Annotated in this window: 26 protein-coding genes and 1 rRNA gene; 6 read left to right on the top strand and 21 right to left on the bottom strand. The window is 51.6% G+C overall.

Annotated features, from left to right (window positions below; all coding sequences use genetic code 11):
- Positions 1-454: ribosomal RNA gene (locus IBT54_RS10635) — 16S ribosomal RNA — on the bottom strand; the annotation flags it as partial.
- A gap of 491 nt (positions 455-945) precedes the next feature.
- Here IBT54_RS10635 and IBT54_RS10640 point away from each other — a divergent pair.
- Positions 946-1500, top strand: coding sequence for a gamma carbonic anhydrase family protein (locus tag IBT54_RS10640; RefSeq protein ID WP_013359223.1), 555 nt, complete (start codon positions 946-948; stop codon positions 1498-1500).
- Here IBT54_RS10640 and IBT54_RS10645 read toward each other — a convergent pair.
- Genes IBT54_RS10645 through dprA form a run of 6 tightly spaced genes read right to left on the bottom strand, consistent with a single transcriptional unit; the run spans position 1467 to position 5261 of the window.
- Positions 1467-1724, bottom strand: coding sequence for a DUF1488 domain-containing protein (locus IBT54_RS10645; protein WP_201252148.1), 258 nt, complete (start codon positions 1722-1724; stop codon positions 1467-1469). The two genes, IBT54_RS10640 and IBT54_RS10645, sit on opposite strands and share 34 nt — an antisense overlap.
- Positions 1721-2539: a shikimate dehydrogenase gene (aroE, locus tag IBT54_RS10650; RefSeq protein WP_201252149.1), complete on the bottom strand. Its 819-nt coding sequence runs from the start codon at positions 2537-2539 to the stop codon at positions 1721-1723. Before aroE ends, IBT54_RS10645 begins: the two co-directional genes overlap by 4 nt.
- A gap of 3 nt (positions 2540-2542) precedes the next feature.
- Positions 2543-3115, bottom strand: a complete 573-nt coding sequence (gene tsaC / locus IBT54_RS10655; RefSeq protein ID WP_201252150.1) for an L-threonylcarbamoyladenylate synthase type 1 TsaC — start codon at positions 3113-3115, stop codon at positions 2543-2545.
- Between the two features lie 3 nt (positions 3116-3118).
- Entirely contained in the window at positions 3119-3667 is a 549-nt protein-coding gene (locus IBT54_RS10660) for a topoisomerase DNA-binding C4 zinc finger domain-containing protein (RefSeq protein WP_033734101.1), read from the bottom strand.
- A 24-nt stretch (positions 3668-3691) separates the two neighbouring features.
- Positions 3692-4165: a DUF494 family protein Smg gene (smg, locus tag IBT54_RS10665; RefSeq protein WP_013359228.1), complete on the bottom strand. Its 474-nt coding sequence runs from the start codon at positions 4163-4165 to the stop codon at positions 3692-3694.
- Positions 4137-5261, bottom strand: coding sequence for a DNA-protecting protein DprA (gene dprA / locus IBT54_RS10670; RefSeq protein WP_013359229.1), 1125 nt, complete (start codon positions 5259-5261; stop codon positions 4137-4139). Before dprA ends, smg begins: the two co-directional genes overlap by 29 nt.
- 115 nt (positions 5262-5376) lie before the next feature.
- Between dprA and def the strand changes: the two genes are divergently transcribed.
- The 5 genes from def to mscL all read left to right on the top strand — a co-directional run bounded on the left by def (position 5377) and on the right by mscL (position 10135).
- Complete coding sequence (gene def / locus IBT54_RS10675) at positions 5377-5889, top strand: peptide deformylase (RefSeq protein WP_013359230.1); 513 nt, start codon at positions 5377-5379, stop codon at positions 5887-5889.
- A gap of 20 nt (positions 5890-5909) precedes the next feature.
- Positions 5910-6854: a methionyl-tRNA formyltransferase gene (gene fmt / locus IBT54_RS10680; RefSeq protein WP_013359231.1), complete on the top strand. Its 945-nt coding sequence runs from the start codon at positions 5910-5912 to the stop codon at positions 6852-6854.
- A gap of 49 nt (positions 6855-6903) precedes the next feature.
- A complete protein-coding gene (gene rsmB, locus IBT54_RS10685; protein ID WP_013359232.1) occupies positions 6904-8205 on the top strand; it encodes a 16S rRNA (cytosine(967)-C(5))-methyltransferase RsmB in 1302 nt (433 codons plus the stop codon).
- A gap of 18 nt (positions 8206-8223) precedes the next feature.
- Complete coding sequence (gene trkA / locus IBT54_RS10690; protein WP_013359233.1) at positions 8224-9600, top strand: Trk system potassium transporter TrkA; 1377 nt, start codon at positions 8224-8226, stop codon at positions 9598-9600.
- Positions 9601-9724: 124 nt separating this feature from the next.
- On the top strand, positions 9725-10135 hold the full coding sequence (gene mscL / locus IBT54_RS10695) for a large-conductance mechanosensitive channel protein MscL (protein ID WP_201252151.1): 411 nt from the start codon (positions 9725-9727) through the stop codon (positions 10133-10135).
- Here the strand turns inward: mscL and IBT54_RS10700 are convergent.
- The 14 genes from IBT54_RS10700 to rplR form a co-directional block, all read right to left on the bottom strand.
- Positions 10071-10367 carry an alternative ribosome-rescue factor A gene (locus IBT54_RS10700; RefSeq protein ID WP_071822199.1) on the bottom strand — a complete coding sequence of 99 codons (297 nt, stop codon included), beginning with the start codon at positions 10365-10367 and terminating at the stop codon, positions 10071-10073. The genes mscL and IBT54_RS10700 overlap by 65 nt on opposite strands.
- A 59-nt stretch (positions 10368-10426) precedes the next feature.
- Entirely contained in the window at positions 10427-10843 is a 417-nt protein-coding gene (gene zntR, locus IBT54_RS10705) for a Zn(2+)-responsive transcriptional regulator (protein WP_013359235.1), read from the bottom strand.
- Positions 10844-11215 (bottom strand): DnaJ family domain-containing protein, encoded by a 372-nt coding sequence (locus IBT54_RS10710; RefSeq protein WP_013359236.1) that lies wholly within the window; start codon positions 11213-11215, stop codon positions 10844-10846.
- A gap of 95 nt (positions 11216-11310) precedes the next feature.
- Entirely contained in the window at positions 11311-11697 is a 387-nt protein-coding gene (gene rplQ, locus IBT54_RS10715; RefSeq protein ID WP_003850180.1) for a 50S ribosomal protein L17, read from the bottom strand.
- A 40-nt stretch (positions 11698-11737) separates the two neighbouring features.
- Positions 11738-12727 (bottom strand): DNA-directed RNA polymerase subunit alpha, encoded by a 990-nt coding sequence (gene rpoA, locus IBT54_RS10720; RefSeq protein WP_003850179.1) that lies wholly within the window; start codon positions 12725-12727, stop codon positions 11738-11740.
- 25 nt (positions 12728-12752) lie between these two features.
- Positions 12753-13373, bottom strand: coding sequence for a 30S ribosomal protein S4 (rpsD, locus tag IBT54_RS10725; RefSeq protein WP_008927131.1), 621 nt, complete (start codon positions 13371-13373; stop codon positions 12753-12755).
- A gap of 33 nt (positions 13374-13406) precedes the next feature.
- Positions 13407-13796, bottom strand: a complete 390-nt coding sequence (gene rpsK, locus IBT54_RS10730; RefSeq protein WP_004160563.1) for a 30S ribosomal protein S11 — start codon at positions 13794-13796, stop codon at positions 13407-13409.
- A 16-nt stretch (positions 13797-13812) separates the two neighbouring features.
- Positions 13813-14169 carry a 30S ribosomal protein S13 gene (gene rpsM / locus IBT54_RS10735; RefSeq protein ID WP_003850176.1) on the bottom strand — a complete coding sequence of 119 codons (357 nt, stop codon included), beginning with the start codon at positions 14167-14169 and terminating at the stop codon, positions 13813-13815.
- 146 nt (positions 14170-14315) lie between these two features.
- Positions 14316-14432, bottom strand: coding sequence for a 50S ribosomal protein L36 (gene rpmJ, locus IBT54_RS10740; protein WP_010252805.1), 117 nt, complete (start codon positions 14430-14432; stop codon positions 14316-14318).
- Between the two features lie 32 nt (positions 14433-14464).
- A complete protein-coding gene (gene secY / locus IBT54_RS10745) occupies positions 14465-15796 on the bottom strand; it encodes a preprotein translocase subunit SecY (RefSeq protein WP_003850175.1) in 1332 nt (443 codons plus the stop codon).
- A 7-nt stretch (positions 15797-15803) separates the two neighbouring features.
- A complete protein-coding gene (gene rplO, locus IBT54_RS10750) occupies positions 15804-16238 on the bottom strand; it encodes a 50S ribosomal protein L15 (RefSeq protein WP_003850168.1) in 435 nt (144 codons plus the stop codon).
- Positions 16239-16241: 3 nt separating this feature from the next.
- Positions 16242-16421, bottom strand: a complete 180-nt coding sequence (rpmD, locus tag IBT54_RS10755; RefSeq protein ID WP_003850166.1) for a 50S ribosomal protein L30 — start codon at positions 16419-16421, stop codon at positions 16242-16244.
- A 5-nt stretch (positions 16422-16426) separates the two neighbouring features.
- The gene (rpsE, locus tag IBT54_RS10760; RefSeq protein WP_003850164.1) at positions 16427-16927 is read right to left on the bottom strand and encodes a 30S ribosomal protein S5; all 501 of its coding nucleotides are present in this window, start codon (positions 16925-16927) and stop codon (positions 16427-16429) included.
- Positions 16928-16941: 14 nt separating this feature from the next.
- A complete protein-coding gene (gene rplR, locus IBT54_RS10765; RefSeq protein WP_003850163.1) occupies positions 16942-17295 on the bottom strand; it encodes a 50S ribosomal protein L18 in 354 nt (117 codons plus the stop codon).
- Between the last annotated feature and the right edge of the window lie 3 nt (positions 17296-17298).

Below are 17298 nucleotides of genomic sequence, written 5' to 3' on the forward strand. Positions count from 1 at the left end.
CGCCTTCCTCCCCGCTGAAAGTACTTTACAACCCGAAGGCCTTCTTCATACACGCGGCATGGCTGCATCAGGCTTGCGCCCATTGTGCAATATTCCCCACTGCTGCCTCCCGTAGGAGTCTGGACCGTGTCTCAGTTCCAGTGTGGCTGGTCATCCTCTCAGACCAGCTAGGGATCGTCGCCTAGGTGGGCCATTACCCCGCCTACTAGCTAATCCCATCTGGGTTCATCCGATAGTGAGAGGCCCGAAGGTCCCCCTCTTTGGTCTTGCGACGTTATGCGGTATTAGCCACCGTTTCCAGTGGTTATCCCCCTCTATCGGGCAGATCCCCAGACATTACTCACCCGTCCGCCACTCGTCACCCAAGAGCAAGCTCTCTGTGCTACCGTCCGACTTGCATGTGTTAGGCCTGCCGCCAGCGTTCAATCTGAGCCATGATCAAACTCTTCAATTTAAGTTTGATTTGCTTAAACAAGTTAAGCGGTGCTCATCTGTAAAACGTCATAATGAATTTCATTATGTGTTCACTCGTGAGGCTTTGATATTTTGTTGCGTCCTAAGACGCTGATATCAATCCTGCGAGTGCCCACACAGATTGTCTGATAAATTGTTAAAGAGCAGTGCGAACAGTGCGTTAGCGTCCTGTCGCGAGGTGGCGTATATTACGCTTTCCTCCTGCAGAGTCAACCTCTTTCTCAGAAGTTTTTCTCCGGCGGCGCAGTCTCCTGTGCCTCTCAGCCCGTTTCCCGTTGCCGGTGTTCCGTGTTGATGGAGGCGCATTATAGGGATCCCGTTTGAGAGCACAACCCTTTTTTAGGATCTTTTATCTGAACGGTTATAAATGATCCAGATTGGTGAGATCGCCAGCGATCCGCTTCAGAATTGGCTTGTCAGCTGGCTAAAATGGCATCAGGCTGCAGTGAAAATAGAACAAAGGAGAACAAGATGACTTCCGCCCTACGTCCCTATAAAGATCTTTTCCCGCAAACGGGCCAGCGCGTTATGGTCGATCCAAGCAGTGTTGTCGTCGGTGATGTGATTATGGAGGATGACGTTAGCATCTGGCCGCTGGTTGCGATAAGAGGTGATGTGAATCAGGTCCGCATTGGTGCCCGTACTAACGTGCAGGACGGCAGTGTTCTGCACGTCACGCATAAATCAGCCGCCAACCCCCAGGGCTTCCCTCTTATTATCGGCGAGGACGTCACCGTCGGGCATAAAGCGATGCTACACGGCTGTACCATTGGCGATCGCGTGCTGGTCGGAATGGGATCGATTCTGCTGGATGGCGTAATAGTAGAAGAAGAGGTAATGATTGGTGCCGGAAGTCTGGTGCCGCCGGGTAAAAGGCTTGAGAGTGGCTATCTCTACCTGGGTAGCCCGGTAAAGCAGGTCAGGCCGCTGAATGACAGTGAAAAGGAAGGTTTACGCTATTCCGCTAATAACTATGTTGGCTGGAAGGATGATTATCTGGCGGGAGATAACCAGATCCAGCCCTGATTATCTACATCATCCTGACGAATGGCCGCCTCGGCCTCATCTTCCAGATCCCAGCGATGGTGCTGAAACAGCGCCATCGCCTCTCCTTCACCAAAACGTGAATTCAGCGAATCGCGGCTGATTGCACAATTCAGCCGCATGCCGTTGACCAGTACTGGAAAACAGACCGCGTTCAGTTCAGCGTCATAGGTTTCCTCATCCGGGAACTGTATCGCCTGATTCATGGCTGCATGGCCTGCTTAAGCTGAGCAATCACGGGCGTGATTTCCGGCATCACACCGTGCCATATGTAGAAAGCATGCGCAGCCTGACCCACCAGCATCCCCAGTCCATCGGCCAGATGATCACTTCCGTGCGCCTGACACCAGCGTAAAAAAGGCGTCAGCCCGCTTTGGTAAAACATGTCGTAGCAGCGCACTTCAGAATGGATGACCTCTGCAGGTAAAGGAGGCGTTTCTCCATTCACACCACTTGAAGTGGCGTTGATGATCAGATCAAAGCGTTGATCCGCCAGCTGCTCAAAACCAGATGCCCGGATAGCCCCGCTCGCGCTAAACAGGTTCGCCAGCTCTTCAGCGCGCACGGCGGTACGATTGACGACGGTCAGTGTCACGCCTGCTGAAAGCAGCGGCAGAATAACACCGCGTGCGGCCCCGCCCGCTCCTACCAGCAAGACATTGTCGCCAGCATTGATCATATTCAGCCGTTCAAGATCGCTTAACAGGCCGATACCATCCGTGTTGTCTCCCAGGATCTGCCCATCACTGAGCTTTTTAACGGTGTTTACCGCACCGGACAGAGCTGCACGTTCGCTGAGCTGATCGGCAAATTCCCATGCCTGCTGTTTGAAGGGTAACGTCACGTTGGCACCACGACCTCCCTGTTCGAAAAAGGCAGAAAGCGATTGAGGAAAACCATCAACCGGGGCACAGATGCGACCATAGCGATGTTCAATGCCCGTCTGCTCAGCGAAAGCCTGATGGATCAGCGGCGATTTACTGTGGCTGATCGGATTACCGAAAACGGCGAAGTGATCCATGAATTAACCCTGACGTATGAGTTCGCCGCTGATGACATCGCGGATTTCAGAAGGATTGAGTCGTCCACCCGTTTTCCCCGACAGAACCGGGAACGGCTCACCAAACTGCTGCTTCACTTCTTCAGCCGTACGGCAGGGAGGCTGGCCTGACAGGTTTGCGCTGGTCGAAACCAGCGGTTTGCCAAACGCCCGACATAGCGCCTGAACATCCGGATGGTCACTGACGCGAATGGCCAGTGAATCAAACTGTCCGGTAAGCCAGCGAGGCGTCTGTGGCGGCACAGGCACGACAAAAGTCACCGGGCCGGGCCAGCAGGCAAACATCCGCTCTCGCTGGACTACAGAAAGTTCGCGCGCCGAGATGTAAGGTTCTAGCTGACTGTAATCAGCCGCAATCAGGATGAGCCCCTTCTCTATCGGGCGCTGTTTCAGCGCCAGCAACGCCATAACGGCAGATTCACTGTCAGGGTCACAGCCCAGACCAAATACGGCTTCCGTAGGATAGGCGATGACTGCCTGACGATTCAGATGCTCTAAACAGGTCTCAAGTGAATCGGCGAGGTGTTGATTTTCCATGGTCTATGAATTCTCTTCAGCGATGGCTTTGCCACAACTCTTACTGGCGCAGAAGCGCTTAACGCCCTGCGCCGTCTTTTTCTCAACTAACAGCGGATACTCACAATAAGGACAGATTCCGGCAACGGGTGTCAGATTGACGACAAACTGGCAGGCCGGATAACGATCGCAGGAGTGAAACGTTTTGCCATAACGGGAACGCCGCTGAACTAACCGGCCTTCATGGCACTGTGGACAGGCCAGCGAGGTTTCATCCGGTTTATCGATGGTTTCTGTGTATCCGCATTCCGGATAGAGGCTGCAGCCGATAAACATACCAAAACGTCCCTGCCGCAACACTTTATCCGCACCGCATTCAGGACAGGCGTGTCCTTCCAGCACTTTGACCACATGGCCATCGGCCTGACCTTTTAAAGGTCGAATGTAGTCACAAGCCGGGTAGTTCGCGCAGCCCAGAAAAGGACCGTGTTTACCGGAACGGATAACCAGTTCTGCCCCGCAAGCGGGGCAGGGATCCTGTTTACGCACGGTGAAGAGTGCAGCTTTACTCATAGCGATCAATGCATGAAAGGAAATTTAATGCAGCATACCTTCATTGGCGTCGAATAGCAGTTCTTCCATCTGCTGATAGGCATTTTCACATCCCGGGATGTTGAACAACACCATCAGCACTACCCATTTGAGATCCTCCAAATCAAACTCAGAGGTATCCAGCGCCATGATACGTTCGATGACCATTTCACGGGTTTCCAGGTTCAGCACCTGAATCTGCTCCAGGAACAGCAGGAAACCACGGCTGTCAGCATCTAAACGTTTGCTCTCTTCATCGGTATAAATACGCATGGAGAGCGGATCATTTGTCAGTAAAATTGGTTCTACCAGACCTTCCTGATAGTCAGCCAGTCTTTCTAACCAGTTCAGCGCACTGTAAACATCTTCACGATGGAACCCGGCATCCGTCAGGTCATCTGTCAATCTGTCCTGATCAACACCCATTTCTGCTTCGTTGTGGATATATGTCTCAAACAAGTACATCAGTACGTCGAACATGGCATGCCCTCCTCAATCGGACATAGCCGCCGGGTACAGCTGCGATCCATCCTGCTAACTCCAGTTCCAGCAACTGAGCTGAGATAACTGGCACAGATTGGCCGGCACGTTCAGCGACAACGTCAACAGGTGTAACATCATCTCCTACGTTAGCCAACACATCAGCAAATGGCAATGGAGCATCGTCCCTCACCTCAGAATAAATTTCATCCGCCTGAGCCACAGGTAGCCAGTTAAGTGCATTTGCCAGATCTTCTGCGATGTTATTGGGATGAGCCACCAGCAGCGCGCCCTGCTGAATCAGCCAGTTTACGCCTTCGCTTAACGGGTTACCGAGCGCGCCAGGTAAGGCATAGACATTACGATTTTGCTCCAGCGCATAGCGGGCCGTCACCAGTGAGCCACTTTTCAGCGAGGCTTCTACCACCAGCACACCGTGGCTCAGGCCGCTAATGATACGATTACGGCGTGGAAAATTAAGGGGATGCGGTATGGTGGTCAGTGGAAACTCAGAAACGATAGCACCGCCCTGCCCGACAATCTCTGCGGCAAGACGGGTATGGTTTTTGGGATAAAGATGCTGCAACCCGCTTCCTAACACCGCCACCGTTTTACCGCCCACGTTAAGTGCGGCCTGATGCGCAACGCCATCAATACCCCGCGCCAGTCCGCTAGTGATGGTCAATCCGCCCAGGCTTAAATGCTGGGTAAACCAGTCACACCAGTAACGGCCATAGTGAGAGCTGTTCCGGCTTCCTACAATTGCTAACTGTGGTGTACTGATAACAGCAGGATCGCCATCAATATAAAGCAGCGGCGGAAAGCGATTGGTTTCTTTAAGACGGGCTGGATAAGCTGCATCCAGAGCGGTAATCAGATGATGAGCCGGACTCTGCGCCAGCCAGGAAAAGACTTCCTCAATATTTTTTTCATTAAATTCATAATATTGCTGTCGCTGGCTGGCATCTAACCCAAGCCGGATAAGCTGCTCATCGTCTGCCAGTCCGGCACCTGTCTGCTGCGCCACGTCAACCCAGCGTTTTCCTGTCATTCCGGTGACGGCCGCCAGCCGCACATACTGCCCTGTTTTGTCCATCTCTTGCTCCCTGATCGCCCTTGCTTCCTGCCGCACAATGCTGTCAATCAGGCCTCGAAAAGTCTACAATATGAGGCAGTAATCTTTTCTTAACCGAATACAGATCTGGATATTTATGTCAGTTTTGCAGGTATTACATTTCCCTGACGAGCGTCTTCGCAAAGTCGCTGCGCCCGTTAAAGAAGTTAACGCAGACATTCAGCGTATCGTTGATGATATGTTCGAGACGATGTATGCCGAAGAAGGTATCGGTCTTGCGGCTACGCAGGTCGATATTCATCAGCGCATTATCGTGATTGATGTCTCTGAAAGTCGTGAAGAGCGTTTAGTCCTGATTAACCCTGAGCTGCTGGAAAAAAGCGGCGAAACCGGTATTGAAGAGGGTTGCCTCTCTATTCCGGAACAGCGCGCGTTTGTTCCACGTGCTGAGCGGGTAAAGGTTCGCGCACTTGATCGTGATGGTAAAAGTTTCGAGCTGGAAGCCAGCGAGTTACTGGCCATCTGCATCCAGCATGAGATTGATCATCTGGAAGGCAAACTGTTTATTGATTATCTGTCGCCTCTGAAGCGGCAACGAATCAAAACTAAGTTAGAGAAACTGGCGCGTCAGAACGCGCAGGCTTCCTGAGATCTTAAGAAGGGATAAACGTGTCTGCCCCGCTAAAAATCATCTTTGCCGGCACACCTGACTTCGCAGCGCGTCATCTTGACGCGCTGCTTGCTTCTGAACATCAGGTTATCGGCGTATTCACACAACCCGACCGTCCTGCGGGCCGCGGTAACAAACTCACGCCGGGCCCGGTCAAAACGCTGGCGCTGGCACATGACATTCCGGTTTATCAGCCTAAGTCACTGCGACCTGAAGAAAATCAGCAGCTGGTCGCTGATCTGAAGGCAGACGTGATGGTCGTTGTGGCCTACGGATTAATTCTGCCAAAGGCCGTACTGGATATGCCACGTCTCGGCTGTATCAACGTTCATGGTTCGCTGCTGCCGCGCTGGCGTGGAGCCGCGCCTATTCAGCGCGCACTGTGGGCTGGCGACAGCGAAACCGGCGTGACCATCATGCAGATGGACGTGGGGTTAGACACCGGCGATATGCTGCATAAGCTGGCTTGCCCGATTACCGCTGAAGATACCAGTGCAACGCTCTATGACAAGCTGGCACAGCTTGGTCCACAGGGGCTGCTGGATACGCTGACGTTACTGAGCACAGGACAGGCTTCACCTGAAAAGCAGGATGAAACACTGGCCAACTATGCTGAGAAACTTAGCAAAGAGGAAGCACGTCTCGACTGGACCCTCTCTGCAGACCAGCTTGAACGTTGTATTCGCGCGTTTAACCCGTGGCCGATGAGCTTTTTCACCATTGATGATCAACCCGTAAAAGTCTGGCAGGCAAGCGTTCTGCCGCACAGCGATCGTTCGCCGGGTGAAATTATCAGTGCGGATAAGCATGGCATACAGGTCGCGACGGCTCAGGGTGTACTGAATCTGCTGCAGTTACAGCCTGCCGGTAAAAAACCGATGTCGGCTCAGGATCTTCTCAACTCGCGCCGGGAATGGTTTGAACCTGGAACCCTTCTCGACTGACTCCCAGGCCCGGTCACTCACCGGGCCTTTTGTTTGATGACAAAACCCTATGACTAAATCTATCAACCTGCGAAGCCTTTCCGCTCAACTTATTGAGCGTGTGGTCGACAAAGGCGAATCCCTGAATACCGCACTGCCGGCCGCCCAGAAAAAACTCTCTGACAAAGATAGCGCGTTAGTGCAGGAAATCTGTTTTGGCGTATTGCGCACATTGCCGCAGCTTGAAGCGCTGATCGGCAGACTGATGGAGCGTCCACTGACCGGCAAACAGCGGGTTCTGCACTATCTGATCATGGTCGGGCTTTATCAGCTGGAATATACCCGTGTGCCTGCCCATGCCGCACTGGCAGAAACCGTCGCGGGCGCCGAAGTCCTGAAGCGTACCAGCCTGAAAGGCTTGTTAAATGGTGTATTACGCCAGTTTCAGCGCCAGCGGGAAGAGCTGCTTGCCAGCATTCAGGATGGTCCACAGCGTTATCTTCATCCGGGATGGCTGCTAAAGCGGTTACAGCATGCCTGGCCTGAACAGTGGCAGCAGATCGTCGAAGCCAATAATCTTCGTCCGCCGATGTGGCTGCGGGTTAACCGCCAGCACCACAATCGTGACGCATGGCTGGCCATGCTGGTCGAAATCGACAGAAATGCACAACCCGCTGACGACGTACCGGATGCGCTGCGGCTTGACGCGCCTGCCCCGGTCAGCCAGCTACCCGGCTTTGATCAGGGTTGGGTGACCGTGCAGGATTTATCCGCTCAGCGCTGTGCTTTGCTGCTTGAACCGCAAAATGGCGAACAGATTCTGGATTTATGCGCGGCGCCTGGCGGTAAAACGACCCACATTCTTGAAATTGCGCCGGAAGCAGAAGTGATGGCCGTCGACGTAGATGCGCAGCGCCTTAAACGTGTTGAGGAAAATCTGCAGCGGTTGGGCATGAAAGCAGACGTTAAACAGGGTGATGGACGAACGCCGCAACAGTGGTGCGGTGATCGTCAGTTTGACCGTATTCTGCTGGATGCGCCCTGCTCTGCGACCGGTGTAATCCGACGCCATCCTGATATTAAATGGCTGCGTCGCGATCGCGATATCGCCGAGCTGGCAAAGCTTCAGAGTGAAATTCTTGACGCCATCTGGCCGCACCTGAAACCAGGCGGTACGCTGATTTATGCCACCTGCTCGATCCTGCCTGAAGAGAATCATCAGCAGATTGAGGCTTTCCTGCAACGCCAGCACGATGCTCAGGCAGAATCCCTCAGGGGTGCGCCGGCGAACGGCTTGCAGGTATTCCCGCAGGCCGAAGGCGGAGATGGTTTCTTCTACGCTAAGCTGATAAAGAAATCGGGTACAAACTGAGATGAGTATTGATAAGCGATGAAAATAATCATTCTGGGTGCAGGACAGGTTGGCGGAACCCTGGCAGAAAATCTGGTCGGTGAAAACAACGACATTACGGTGGTCGATACCGATTCTTCACGTCTGCGTCATCTGCAGGATAAGTTCGATTTGCGCGTTGTTCAGGGCCATGGTTCCCATCCGCGAATTCTGCGTGAGGCGGGTGCGGAAGATGCCGACATGCTGGTTGCCGTAACCAACTCGGATGAAACCAACATGATCGCTTGCCAGATTGCTTATTCGCTTTTCAATACCCCGAATCGCATCGCCCGTATCCGCGCGGCCGACTATTTGCGCGATGCAGACAAGTTGTTTATACCTGAAGCAGTGCCTATTGATCATCTGATCTCACCTGAGCAGCTGGTAATCGACAATATCTACCGGCTGATTCAGTATCCTGGCGCATTGCAGGTGGTTAACTTTGCTGAGGGAAAAGTCAGTCTGGCAGTGGTAAAAGCCTATTATGGCGGGCCGCTGGTAGGAAATCCGCTCTCGATCATGCGTGAGCACATGCCACACATCGATACACGCGTAGCCGCTATATTCCGGCAGGATCGTCCTATTCGTCCGCAGGGTTCAACCATTGTAGAAGCAGGTGATGAAGTGTTCTTCATCGCTGCCAGTCAGAATATTCGTGCGGTGATGAGTGAAATGCAGCGGCTGGAGAAACCTTATAAACGGATTATGCTGGTCGGTGGCGGCAACATCGGTTTCGGTCTGGCGCAGCGACTTGAGAAACACTACAGCGTTAAGCTGATTGAGCGGAATCCCCAGCGCGCAGCGGAACTTGCAGAACATCTGCATGACACCGTGGTGTTTTATGGCGATGCGTCCGATCAGGAGCTGCTCGCTGAAGAGCACGTTGAGCAGGTCGATCTGTTTATCGCCGTCACCAACGATGATGAAGCGAACATCATGTCAGCCATGCTGGCGAAAAAGATGGGTGCGAAAAAAGTGATGGTACTGATTCAGCGCCGCGCTTACGTCGATCTGGTCCAGGGCAGCGTCATCGATATCGCTATTTCCCCTCAGCAAGCCACGATCTCTGCTCTGCTGGGTCATGTGCGCAAAGCGGATATCGTGGGCGTTTCATCGTTACGACGCGGTATTGCAGAGGCGATCGAAGCGATAGCGCATGGTGACGAGTCGACGTCACGCGTTGTGGGTCGTTCGATTGATGACATCAAACTGCCGCCAGGGACCATTATTGGCGCCGTCGTTCGTGGTGATGATGTGATGATTGCCAATGATAACCTGCGTATTGAACAAGGCGATCATGTCATCATGTTCCTGACCGATAAGAAATTCGTATCAGATGTGGAACGCCTCTTCCAGCCGAGTCCGTTTTTCCTGTAAATGCCGCTTTTACGGGCTAACTCAGCATGCTGCATGCAAAACTGCCGCTTAAATGGCTGCGTTGATGGCAAAAACAGTGAGGTTTGTTAGACTTTATGGCGTTGGCTTAGGCAAGGAGATAAGTATGAGTTTAATCAAAGAGTTTCGTGATTTCGCAATGCGCGGCAATGTAATGGATTTAGCCGTGGGTGTCATCATCGGTGCAGCATTCGGTAAAATCGTTTCATCATTAGTCGCTAATATCATCATGCCACCATTAGGCTTGCTGATCGGCGGAGTCGATTTCAAATCATTCGCATGGGTTCTTAAGCCCGCAACAGGCGATGCGCCAGCTGTTGTTATGCAGTACGGTATCTTCCTTCAGACCATCTTTGATTTCGTCATTATCGCTTTCGCGATCTTTATAGCGATTAAGTTGATGAATCGTCTGTACAAGAAAAAAGAAGTGGAGAAGCCAGCCGCTAAACCGTCTAACGAAGAAGTCTTACTGACCGAAATCCGCGATCTGCTGAAACAGCAGAATACCCGGGTATAGTGAATAAGCCGCCACGAAGGCGGTTTTTTACTGTAAAAGCAGAAGGGCAGTGATAAGACGCTTTCTTATCACTGCCCTCCCATCCAGTCCCCTTACCATGTTTCTCTTTCCGCTTAAAACTGCCTTTACCCTTTTGCTTCTGCTCAATACGTTGTCGAAATAACGGGTCGTGCAGCAGTGCCTGAATCGCGTTATCGCGAATTTGCCCTTTAGTATGCTGATATTTACTCATAAAGCCTCCTGTTGAGATGGTCAGATACTCTATTCCTTTGCAGCAAAATAACAAGATGCTTATTTACTCAACGCCTCTCCACGCTCCAGCGCCTCAAGAATTGAGCACGAAATGCTACTGTGACTGTCACCACAACACGCATCCGAGAGGTGTCGCAAAGAGCGCTGCATCGTTTCTAATTCTGCGATCATCTGAGCCACTTCACTTAGCCGTTTTTCAACGATCGCTTTTGATTCCTGACAGGTATGATGCGCAGGATCGACCCGGATGGAAAGTAGCTCTCTGATGGCTTCAAGGCTAAACCCGAGTTTACGACCGTAGCGGATAAATTTCAGACGCTGAAGATCGGCCTCGGTATATAGGCGAAACCCCCCTTCCGTACGACCGTCATGATCCATCATCTGCTGTTTTTCATAAAAACGGATGGTGTCTGGCGTGACGTCAGCAAGCTTAGCTAACTGTCCGATGCGAAACATCTACTCCTCCTCGCTGAAGTGATTCTGAAGGGCTGTCGAATAATCGCCATGCAGAAAATCCGTGCTCATACCCGCCTGGCGTAATCGCAGCGCCAGCAACTGAAGCCGATGACAATGATCCTGATAGTGATGATCCGCGGGATCGAGCTGGCGAATAAGATCGTTCACTTCCATCGCCTCCCGTCTTAACTCCAGCTCCGGCGGCAGAAAGCCCGCGTTTTTCAGTAGCCGGTAGCCCGCTCTTAATTCAGGAGGAACATGGCTGTCATCATCCAGCTGTAATGGCTTTCCAGAGCCCGGAAGATTGCTAAGCTCACCCTTTTCCAGCGCTGCCTTAATATGCTGTTCCGCAAGTTCATCAACCAGCCACATAATCGGCTCCTTTGAACATGAAAGACATCTTTCTAAGGTAGTAAATTTCAGGCAATAAAAAACCCGCCGAAGCGGGTTTTTTACGTTGCTACAGATTACTCTGCGGCTGCTTCTGCTTGAGCTTCTGGACGATCAACCAGCTCGATGTAAGCCATCGGAGCGTTGTCACCAGCACGGAAGCCACACTTCAGAATACGAGTGTAACCACCGGCACGGCTCGCGAAACGCGGGCCCAGCTCATTAAACAGTTTTGCCACGATCTCGTTATCACGAGTACGGGCGAATGCCAGACGACGATTAGCTACGCTGTCGGTCTTGGCAAGAGTAATCAGCGGCTCAACTACGCGACGCAGTTCTTTGGCTTTCGGCAGAGTCGTTTTGATGATCTCATGACGAACCAGTGAACCGGCCATGTTGCGGAACATAGCCTGACGATGGCTGCTGTTGCGGTTCAGTTGACGACCACTCTTACGATGGCGCATGACCTTATCCTTCTCAGTGAAACCTTAACCTGTGATCTGATTATTCATCAGCAATGCTTGCTGGCGGCCAGTTCTCGAGGCGCATGCCCAGAGAAAGACCACGCGAAGCCAGCACATCTTTAATCTCAGTAAGAGATTTTTTACCAAGGTTAGGCGTTTTAAGCAGCTCAACCTCGGTACGCTGTACCAGATCACCGATGTAGTGGATAGCTTCTGCCTTAAGGCAGTTAGCAGAGCGGACAGTCAATTCCAGATCGTCAACAGGGCGCAGCAGGATCGGATCGAATTCTGGTTTCTCTTCTTTAACTTCCGGCTGACGTACATCACGTAAGTCAACGAAAGCTTCAAGTTGTTCTGCCAGAATGGTTGCCGCACGACGAATCGCCTCTTCAGGATCGATTGTGCCGTTGGTTTCCATTTCGATGACCAGCTTGTCCAGGTCGGTGCGCTGCTCTACACGCGCTGCTTCAACATTGTAGGCGATACGGTCTACAGGGCTGTAGCAAGCGTCAACTAACAGGCGGCCGATTGGGCGCTCATCTTCTTCCGAATGAATTCGGGCAGAAGCCGGCACATAGCCACGTCCACGCTGAACTTTGATACGCATGCTGATAGCAGCGTTCTCATCGGTCAGATGGCAAATGACATGCTGAGGCTTGACGATTTCGACATCACCATCATGGGTAATGTCGGCTGCAGTCACAGGGCCAATGCCAGATTTATTCAAGGTCAGAATAACTTCATCTTTACCCTGAACTCTTACCGCCAGCCCTTTCAGGTTGAGCAGGATTTCCAGGATATCTTCCTGTACGCCCTCTTTGGTGCTGTACTCATGAAGTACACCATCAATTTCAACCTCGGTCACCGCGCAACCCGGCATGGATGAAAGCAGAATACGGCGCAGTGCGTTACCAAGAGTATGGCCAAAGCCACGCTCTAAAGGCTCAAGGGTCACCTTGGCGTGCGTCGAACTCACTTGCTCGATATCTACCAGGCGCGGTTTTAGAAACTCTGTCACAGAACCCTGCATTGTGTCCTCTCTTTGGTACTAAGCCTTACTTGGAGTAAAGCTCGACGATCAGGTGTTCGTTAATGTCCGCAGACAGATCAGTACGTTCAGGAATACGCTTGAACACACCTTCCATCTTAGTCGCATCAACTTCCAGCCAGGTTGGCTTTTCACGCTGCTCAGCCAGCTCCAGAGCGGCCTTCACGCGAGATTGCTTTTTGGCTTTCTCACGGATGCTAACGACATCATTCGGAGATACCTGATAAGAAGCGATGTTAACAACGCGGCCATTTACCAGAACAGACTTATGGCTCACCAGCTGACGTGCTTCTGCACGAGTGGCACCAAAGCCCATACGATAAACTACGTTGTCCAGACGACCTTCCAGCAGAGCCAACAGGTTTTCACCGGTGTTGCCTTTCAGACGAGCTGCTTCTTTGTAATAGTTACGGAACTGACGCTCCAGCACGCCGTAGATACGACGCACTTTCTGCTTTTCACGTAACTGACCGCCGTAATCAGACAGACGCGGTTTACGCGCACCATGCTGACCAGGGGCTTGTTCAATCTTACACTTGGAATCAATCGCGCGAACGCCAGACTTAAGGAATAAGTCAGTGCCCTCACGACGGCTCAGCTTGAGCTTAGGACCCAAATATCTTGCCATTTTCTTTCTCCAACTATCCTAAAAAAACGGGCGTTATACGCGACGTTTTTTCGGCGGACGACAACCGTTATGAGGGATCGGAGTCACATCAGTAATATTAGTGATGCGGAAACCAGCGGCGTTCAAAGCACGAATCGTAGATTCGCGACCTGGACCCGGACCCTTTACCATAACTTCCAGGTTCTTAATTCCGTAATCTTTTACCGCTTCTGCACAGCGCTCTGCAGCGACCTGAGCAGCAAACGGAGTGGATTTACGTGAACCGCGGAAACCGGAACCACCGGCGGTTGCCCAACCCAGTGCGTTACCCTGACGATCAGTAATGGTAACGATGGTGTTGTTAAAAGAAGCATGGACATGAGCCACGCCATCTGAGACTTGTTTTCTTACACGCTTGCGTGCACGAACTGGTGCCTTTGCCATTATTTACTCACCCCGATTATTTCTTGATCGGTTTACGCGGACCCTTACGGGTACGTGCGTTGGTCTTAGTACGCTGACCGCGAACCGGAAGACCACGACGATGGCGCAAACCACGGTAGCAACCAAGGTCCATAAGACGCTTGATGCTCAGGGTGATTTCACGGCGCAGATCACCTTCTACAACGAATTTCGCAACTGCATCACGCAGCTGATCAATTTGTTCTTCAGACAGCTCACTGATCTTAACATTTTCAGCAATACCCGTTGAAGCGCAGATGGCTTTTGAACGGGTTTTACCGATACCGAAGATCGAAGTTAATGCGATAACGGTATGTTTTTGATCAGGAATGTTAATGCCTGCTATACGGGCCACTATGCACTCCTATAATTAAACAAGCACGTCCCATGCTGAAAAGCCCGTTTTCAGGATACTCAAATGGAAACGTACTGACATACAAAAGATTGGCTGGCTAATCTAGCCAGCTCAACCCGACTTTGCAAGAAAAATATGTGACAAAATCAGCCTTGGCGCTGTTTATGCTTTGGCTCGGCGCTGCAGATCACACGTACGACACCGTCGCGACGAATGATTTTGCAGTTACGACATAATCTCTTGACGGAAGCACGAACTTTCATTTTTACTCTCCGTAACTTCTCAACCAACTGAATTAACGGCCGTAGCCTTTCAGGTTAGCTTTCTTCAGTGCCGACTCATACTGACTGGACATCATCAGAGTTTGCACTTGAGCCATAAAGTCCATGATGACGACAACTACGATGAGCAGTGAAGTACCGCCAAAGTAGAAGGGAACCTTCATCGCATCACGCATGAACTCCGGGATAAGGCAGATAAAAGTAATATACAGCGCGCCGATTAAGGTCAGTCGCGTCATTACTTTATCAATATACTTCGCCGTTTGCTCTCCCGGACGAATTCCCGGTACGAATGCACCAGACTTCTTCAGGTTATCTGCTGTTTCACGTGGGTTGAAAACCAACGCCGTATAGAAGAAACAGAAGAAGATGATTGCAGTCGCATAGAGTAGCACATAAAGCGGCTGTCCTGGCTGCAAATACAGCGAAATTGTTGTCAGCCAGTTCCAACCGGTACCGCCCCCAAACCACGATGCAATCGTTGCCGGGAACAGAATAATGCTGGAAGCAAAGATGGCTGGAATAACGCCCGCCATATTCACTTTCAACGGTAAATGTGTGCTCTGTGCAGCGTAAACGCGACGACCCTGCTGACGTTTTGCGTAGTTCACCACAATGCGGCGCTGACCACGTTCAACGAAGATAACAAAGAAGGTCACTGCGAATACGAGTACTGCAACCAACAGCAACAGAAGGAAGTGCAGGTCGCCTTGCCGCGCTTGCTCGATGGTATGGCCAATGGCCGGCGGAAGACCCGCAACAATACCTGCGAAGATAATGATCGAAATACCGTTACCGATACCACGCTCAGTAATCTGTTCGCCCAGCCACATCAGGAACATCGTTCCTGAGACCAGACTCACAACAGCGGTAAAGTAGAAAGCAAAGCCTGGATTCATGACCAGGCCTTGCATCCCTGGCATATTCGGCAGACCGGTAGCAATACCGATCGACTGAAATATGGCCAATACCAACGTACCGTATCGGGTGTACTGGCTAATCTTACGACGGCCAGCCTCCCCTTCTTTCTTAATTTCCGCTAACGCTGGATGAACCACCGTTAATAACTGGATGATAATCGATGCCGAAATATACGGCATGATACCCAGTGCGAAAATAGAAGCACGGCTGAGAGCACCACCAGAGAACATGTTAAACATTTCAATGATGGTGCCACGCTGTTGCTCAAGCAGTTTGGCAAGTACAGTGGCATCAATACCAGGGATTGGAATAAAAGAGCCAATACGGAAGACAATGAGTGCGCCGATTACAAACAGCAGTCTGCGTTTCAGCTCACCAAAGCCGCCTTTGGCACTTTGAAAATCTAATCCCGGTTGTTTAGCCATCTGCTACTTATTCCTCGATTTTACCGCCAGCAGCTTCGATTGCAGCACGAGCACCTTTGGTGACACGCAGGCCGCGAACCGTTACCGGTGTAGATACTTCACCAGACAGAATTACTTTAACGAATTCAATCTGAACACCGACAATGTTGGCTGCTTTCAGCGCGTTCAGGTCGACGATACCGCCTTCAACTTTCGCCAGATCAGACAGACGAATCTCTGTGGTGATCATTGCTTTGCGAGAGGTGAAACCGAACTTCGGCAGACGACGGTACAGAGGCATCTGACCACCTTCGAAACCGCGACGTACGCCACCGCCAGAACGTGAGTTCTGACCTTTGTGACCACGACCACCGGTTTTTCCGAGGCCAGAACCGATACCACGACCCAGACGCTTGGTAGCGTGCTTAGACCCTTCGGCCGGAGACAGAGTATTTAAACGCATCTCTTACTCCTCCACTTTAACCATATAGGAAACCGCGTTAACCATACCGCGTACTGCAGGCGTGTCTTCACGCTCAACGGTGTGGCCAATACGACGCAGACCCAGGCCAACCAGAGTGGCTTTATGCTTAGGCAAGCGGCCGATTGAACTACGGGTTTGAGTGATTTTAATAGTCTTAGCCATCGTGATTACCCCAGAATTTCTTCAACGGATTTACCACGCTTAGCAGCGACCATTTCCGGAGATTTCATATTGCCCAGGCCGTCGATAGTTGCACGAACCACGTTAATCGGGTTAGTAGAACCATAGGCTTTTGCCAGTACGTTATGAACTCCAGCGACTTCCAGAACGGCGCGCATTGCACCACCGGCGATGATACCGGTACCTTCTGAAGCCGGCTGCATGAACACGCGGGAACCCGTGTGTGCACCTTTAACAGGGTGCTGCAGGGTGCCGTTGGTCAGCGCGACGTTAACCATGTTGCGACGGGCTTTCTCCATCGCTTTCTGGATCGCTGCTGGAACTTCACGCGCTTTACCGTAACCAAAACCTACGCGACCATTACCATCACCTACCACAGTCAGTGCTGTGAAGGAGAAGATACGACCACCTTTAACAGTTTTAGAAACACGGTTTACCGCGATCAGTTTTTCCTGCAGTTCGCCAGCTTGTTTCTCGATGTGTGCCATCTTAGACCTCTACCTTAGAACTGAAGGCCAGCTTCACGGGCAGCATCTGCCAGTGCCTGGACGCGACCATGATATTGGAAACCGGAACGGTCGAAAGAAACACCAGTGATGCCTTTTTCGATTGCGCGTTCTGCGATAGCTTTACCTACTGCAGCTGCGGCTTCTTTATTACCGGTATACTTCAGTTGTTCAGTGATAGCTTTTTCTACAGTAGAAGCAGCGACCAGAACTTCGGAACCGTTCGGGGCGATTACCTGTGCGTAAATATGACGCGGGGTACGATGTACCACCAGGCGAGTAGCACCCAGCTCTTTGAGCTTGCGACGTGCACGGGTCGCACGACGGATACGAGCAGATTTCTTATCCATAGT

Origin of the sequence: Pantoea sp. S62 (assembly GCF_016658625.1) — a bacterium.
Classification (GTDB): domain Bacteria; phylum Pseudomonadota; class Gammaproteobacteria; order Enterobacterales; family Enterobacteriaceae; genus Pantoea; species Pantoea vagans.

What these genes read in the sequence shown, in the direction of transcription:
- IBT54_RS10700 (WP_071822199.1), bottom strand. Translation starts at nt 10,367, where the DNA reads ATGAGTAAATATCAGCATACTAAAGGGCAAATTCGCGATAACGCGATT.
- dprA (WP_013359229.1), bottom strand. Translation starts at nt 5,261, where the DNA reads ATGGACAAAACAGGGCAGTATGTGCGGCTGGCGGCCGTCACCGGAATG.
- tsaC (WP_201252150.1), bottom strand. Translation starts at nt 3,115, where the DNA reads ATGGAAAATCAACACCTCGCCGATTCACTTGAGACCTGTTTAGAGCAT.
- rpmD (WP_003850166.1), bottom strand. Translation starts at nt 16,421, where the DNA reads ATGGCTAAGACTATTAAAATCACTCAAACCCGTAGTTCAATCGGCCGC.
- trkA (WP_013359233.1), top strand. Translation starts at nt 8,224, where the DNA reads ATGAAAATAATCATTCTGGGTGCAGGACAGGTTGGCGGAACCCTGGCA.
- def (WP_013359230.1), top strand. Translation starts at nt 5,377, where the DNA reads ATGTCAGTTTTGCAGGTATTACATTTCCCTGACGAGCGTCTTCGCAAA.
- mscL (WP_201252151.1), top strand. Translation starts at nt 9,725, where the DNA reads ATGAGTTTAATCAAAGAGTTTCGTGATTTCGCAATGCGCGGCAATGTA.
- aroE (WP_201252149.1), bottom strand. Translation starts at nt 2,539, where the DNA reads ATGGATCACTTCGCCGTTTTCGGTAATCCGATCAGCCACAGTAAATCG.
- IBT54_RS10645 (WP_201252148.1), bottom strand. Translation starts at nt 1,724, where the DNA reads ATGAATCAGGCGATACAGTTCCCGGATGAGGAAACCTATGACGCTGAA.
- rsmB (WP_013359232.1), top strand. Translation starts at nt 6,904, where the DNA reads ATGACTAAATCTATCAACCTGCGAAGCCTTTCCGCTCAACTTATTGAG.
- rplQ (WP_003850180.1), bottom strand. Translation starts at nt 11,697, where the DNA reads ATGCGCCATCGTAAGAGTGGTCGTCAACTGAACCGCAACAGCAGCCAT.
- rpsK (WP_004160563.1), bottom strand. Translation starts at nt 13,796, where the DNA reads ATGGCAAAGGCACCAGTTCGTGCACGCAAGCGTGTAAGAAAACAAGTC.
- rplO (WP_003850168.1), bottom strand. Translation starts at nt 16,238, where the DNA reads ATGCGTTTAAATACTCTGTCTCCGGCCGAAGGGTCTAAGCACGCTACC.
- IBT54_RS10710 (WP_013359236.1), bottom strand. Translation starts at nt 11,215, where the DNA reads ATGTGGCTGGTTGATGAACTTGCGGAACAGCATATTAAGGCAGCGCTG.
- zntR (WP_013359235.1), bottom strand. Translation starts at nt 10,843, where the DNA reads ATGTTTCGCATCGGACAGTTAGCTAAGCTTGCTGACGTCACGCCAGAC.
- rpmJ (WP_010252805.1), bottom strand. Translation starts at nt 14,432, where the DNA reads ATGAAAGTTCGTGCTTCCGTCAAGAGATTATGTCGTAACTGCAAAATC.
- IBT54_RS10660 (WP_033734101.1), bottom strand. Translation starts at nt 3,667, where the DNA reads ATGAGTAAAGCTGCACTCTTCACCGTGCGTAAACAGGATCCCTGCCCC.
- smg (WP_013359228.1), bottom strand. Translation starts at nt 4,165, where the DNA reads ATGTTCGACGTACTGATGTACTTGTTTGAGACATATATCCACAACGAA.
- rplR (WP_003850163.1), bottom strand. Translation starts at nt 17,295, where the DNA reads ATGGATAAGAAATCTGCTCGTATCCGTCGTGCGACCCGTGCACGTCGC.
- rpsD (WP_008927131.1), bottom strand. Translation starts at nt 13,373, where the DNA reads ATGGCAAGATATTTGGGTCCTAAGCTCAAGCTGAGCCGTCGTGAGGGC.
- IBT54_RS10640 (WP_013359223.1), top strand. Translation starts at nt 946, where the DNA reads ATGACTTCCGCCCTACGTCCCTATAAAGATCTTTTCCCGCAAACGGGC.
- secY (WP_003850175.1), bottom strand. Translation starts at nt 15,796, where the DNA reads ATGGCTAAACAACCGGGATTAGATTTTCAAAGTGCCAAAGGCGGCTTT.
- rpsE (WP_003850164.1), bottom strand. Translation starts at nt 16,927, where the DNA reads ATGGCACACATCGAGAAACAAGCTGGCGAACTGCAGGAAAAACTGATC.
- rpoA (WP_003850179.1), bottom strand. Translation starts at nt 12,727, where the DNA reads ATGCAGGGTTCTGTGACAGAGTTTCTAAAACCGCGCCTGGTAGATATC.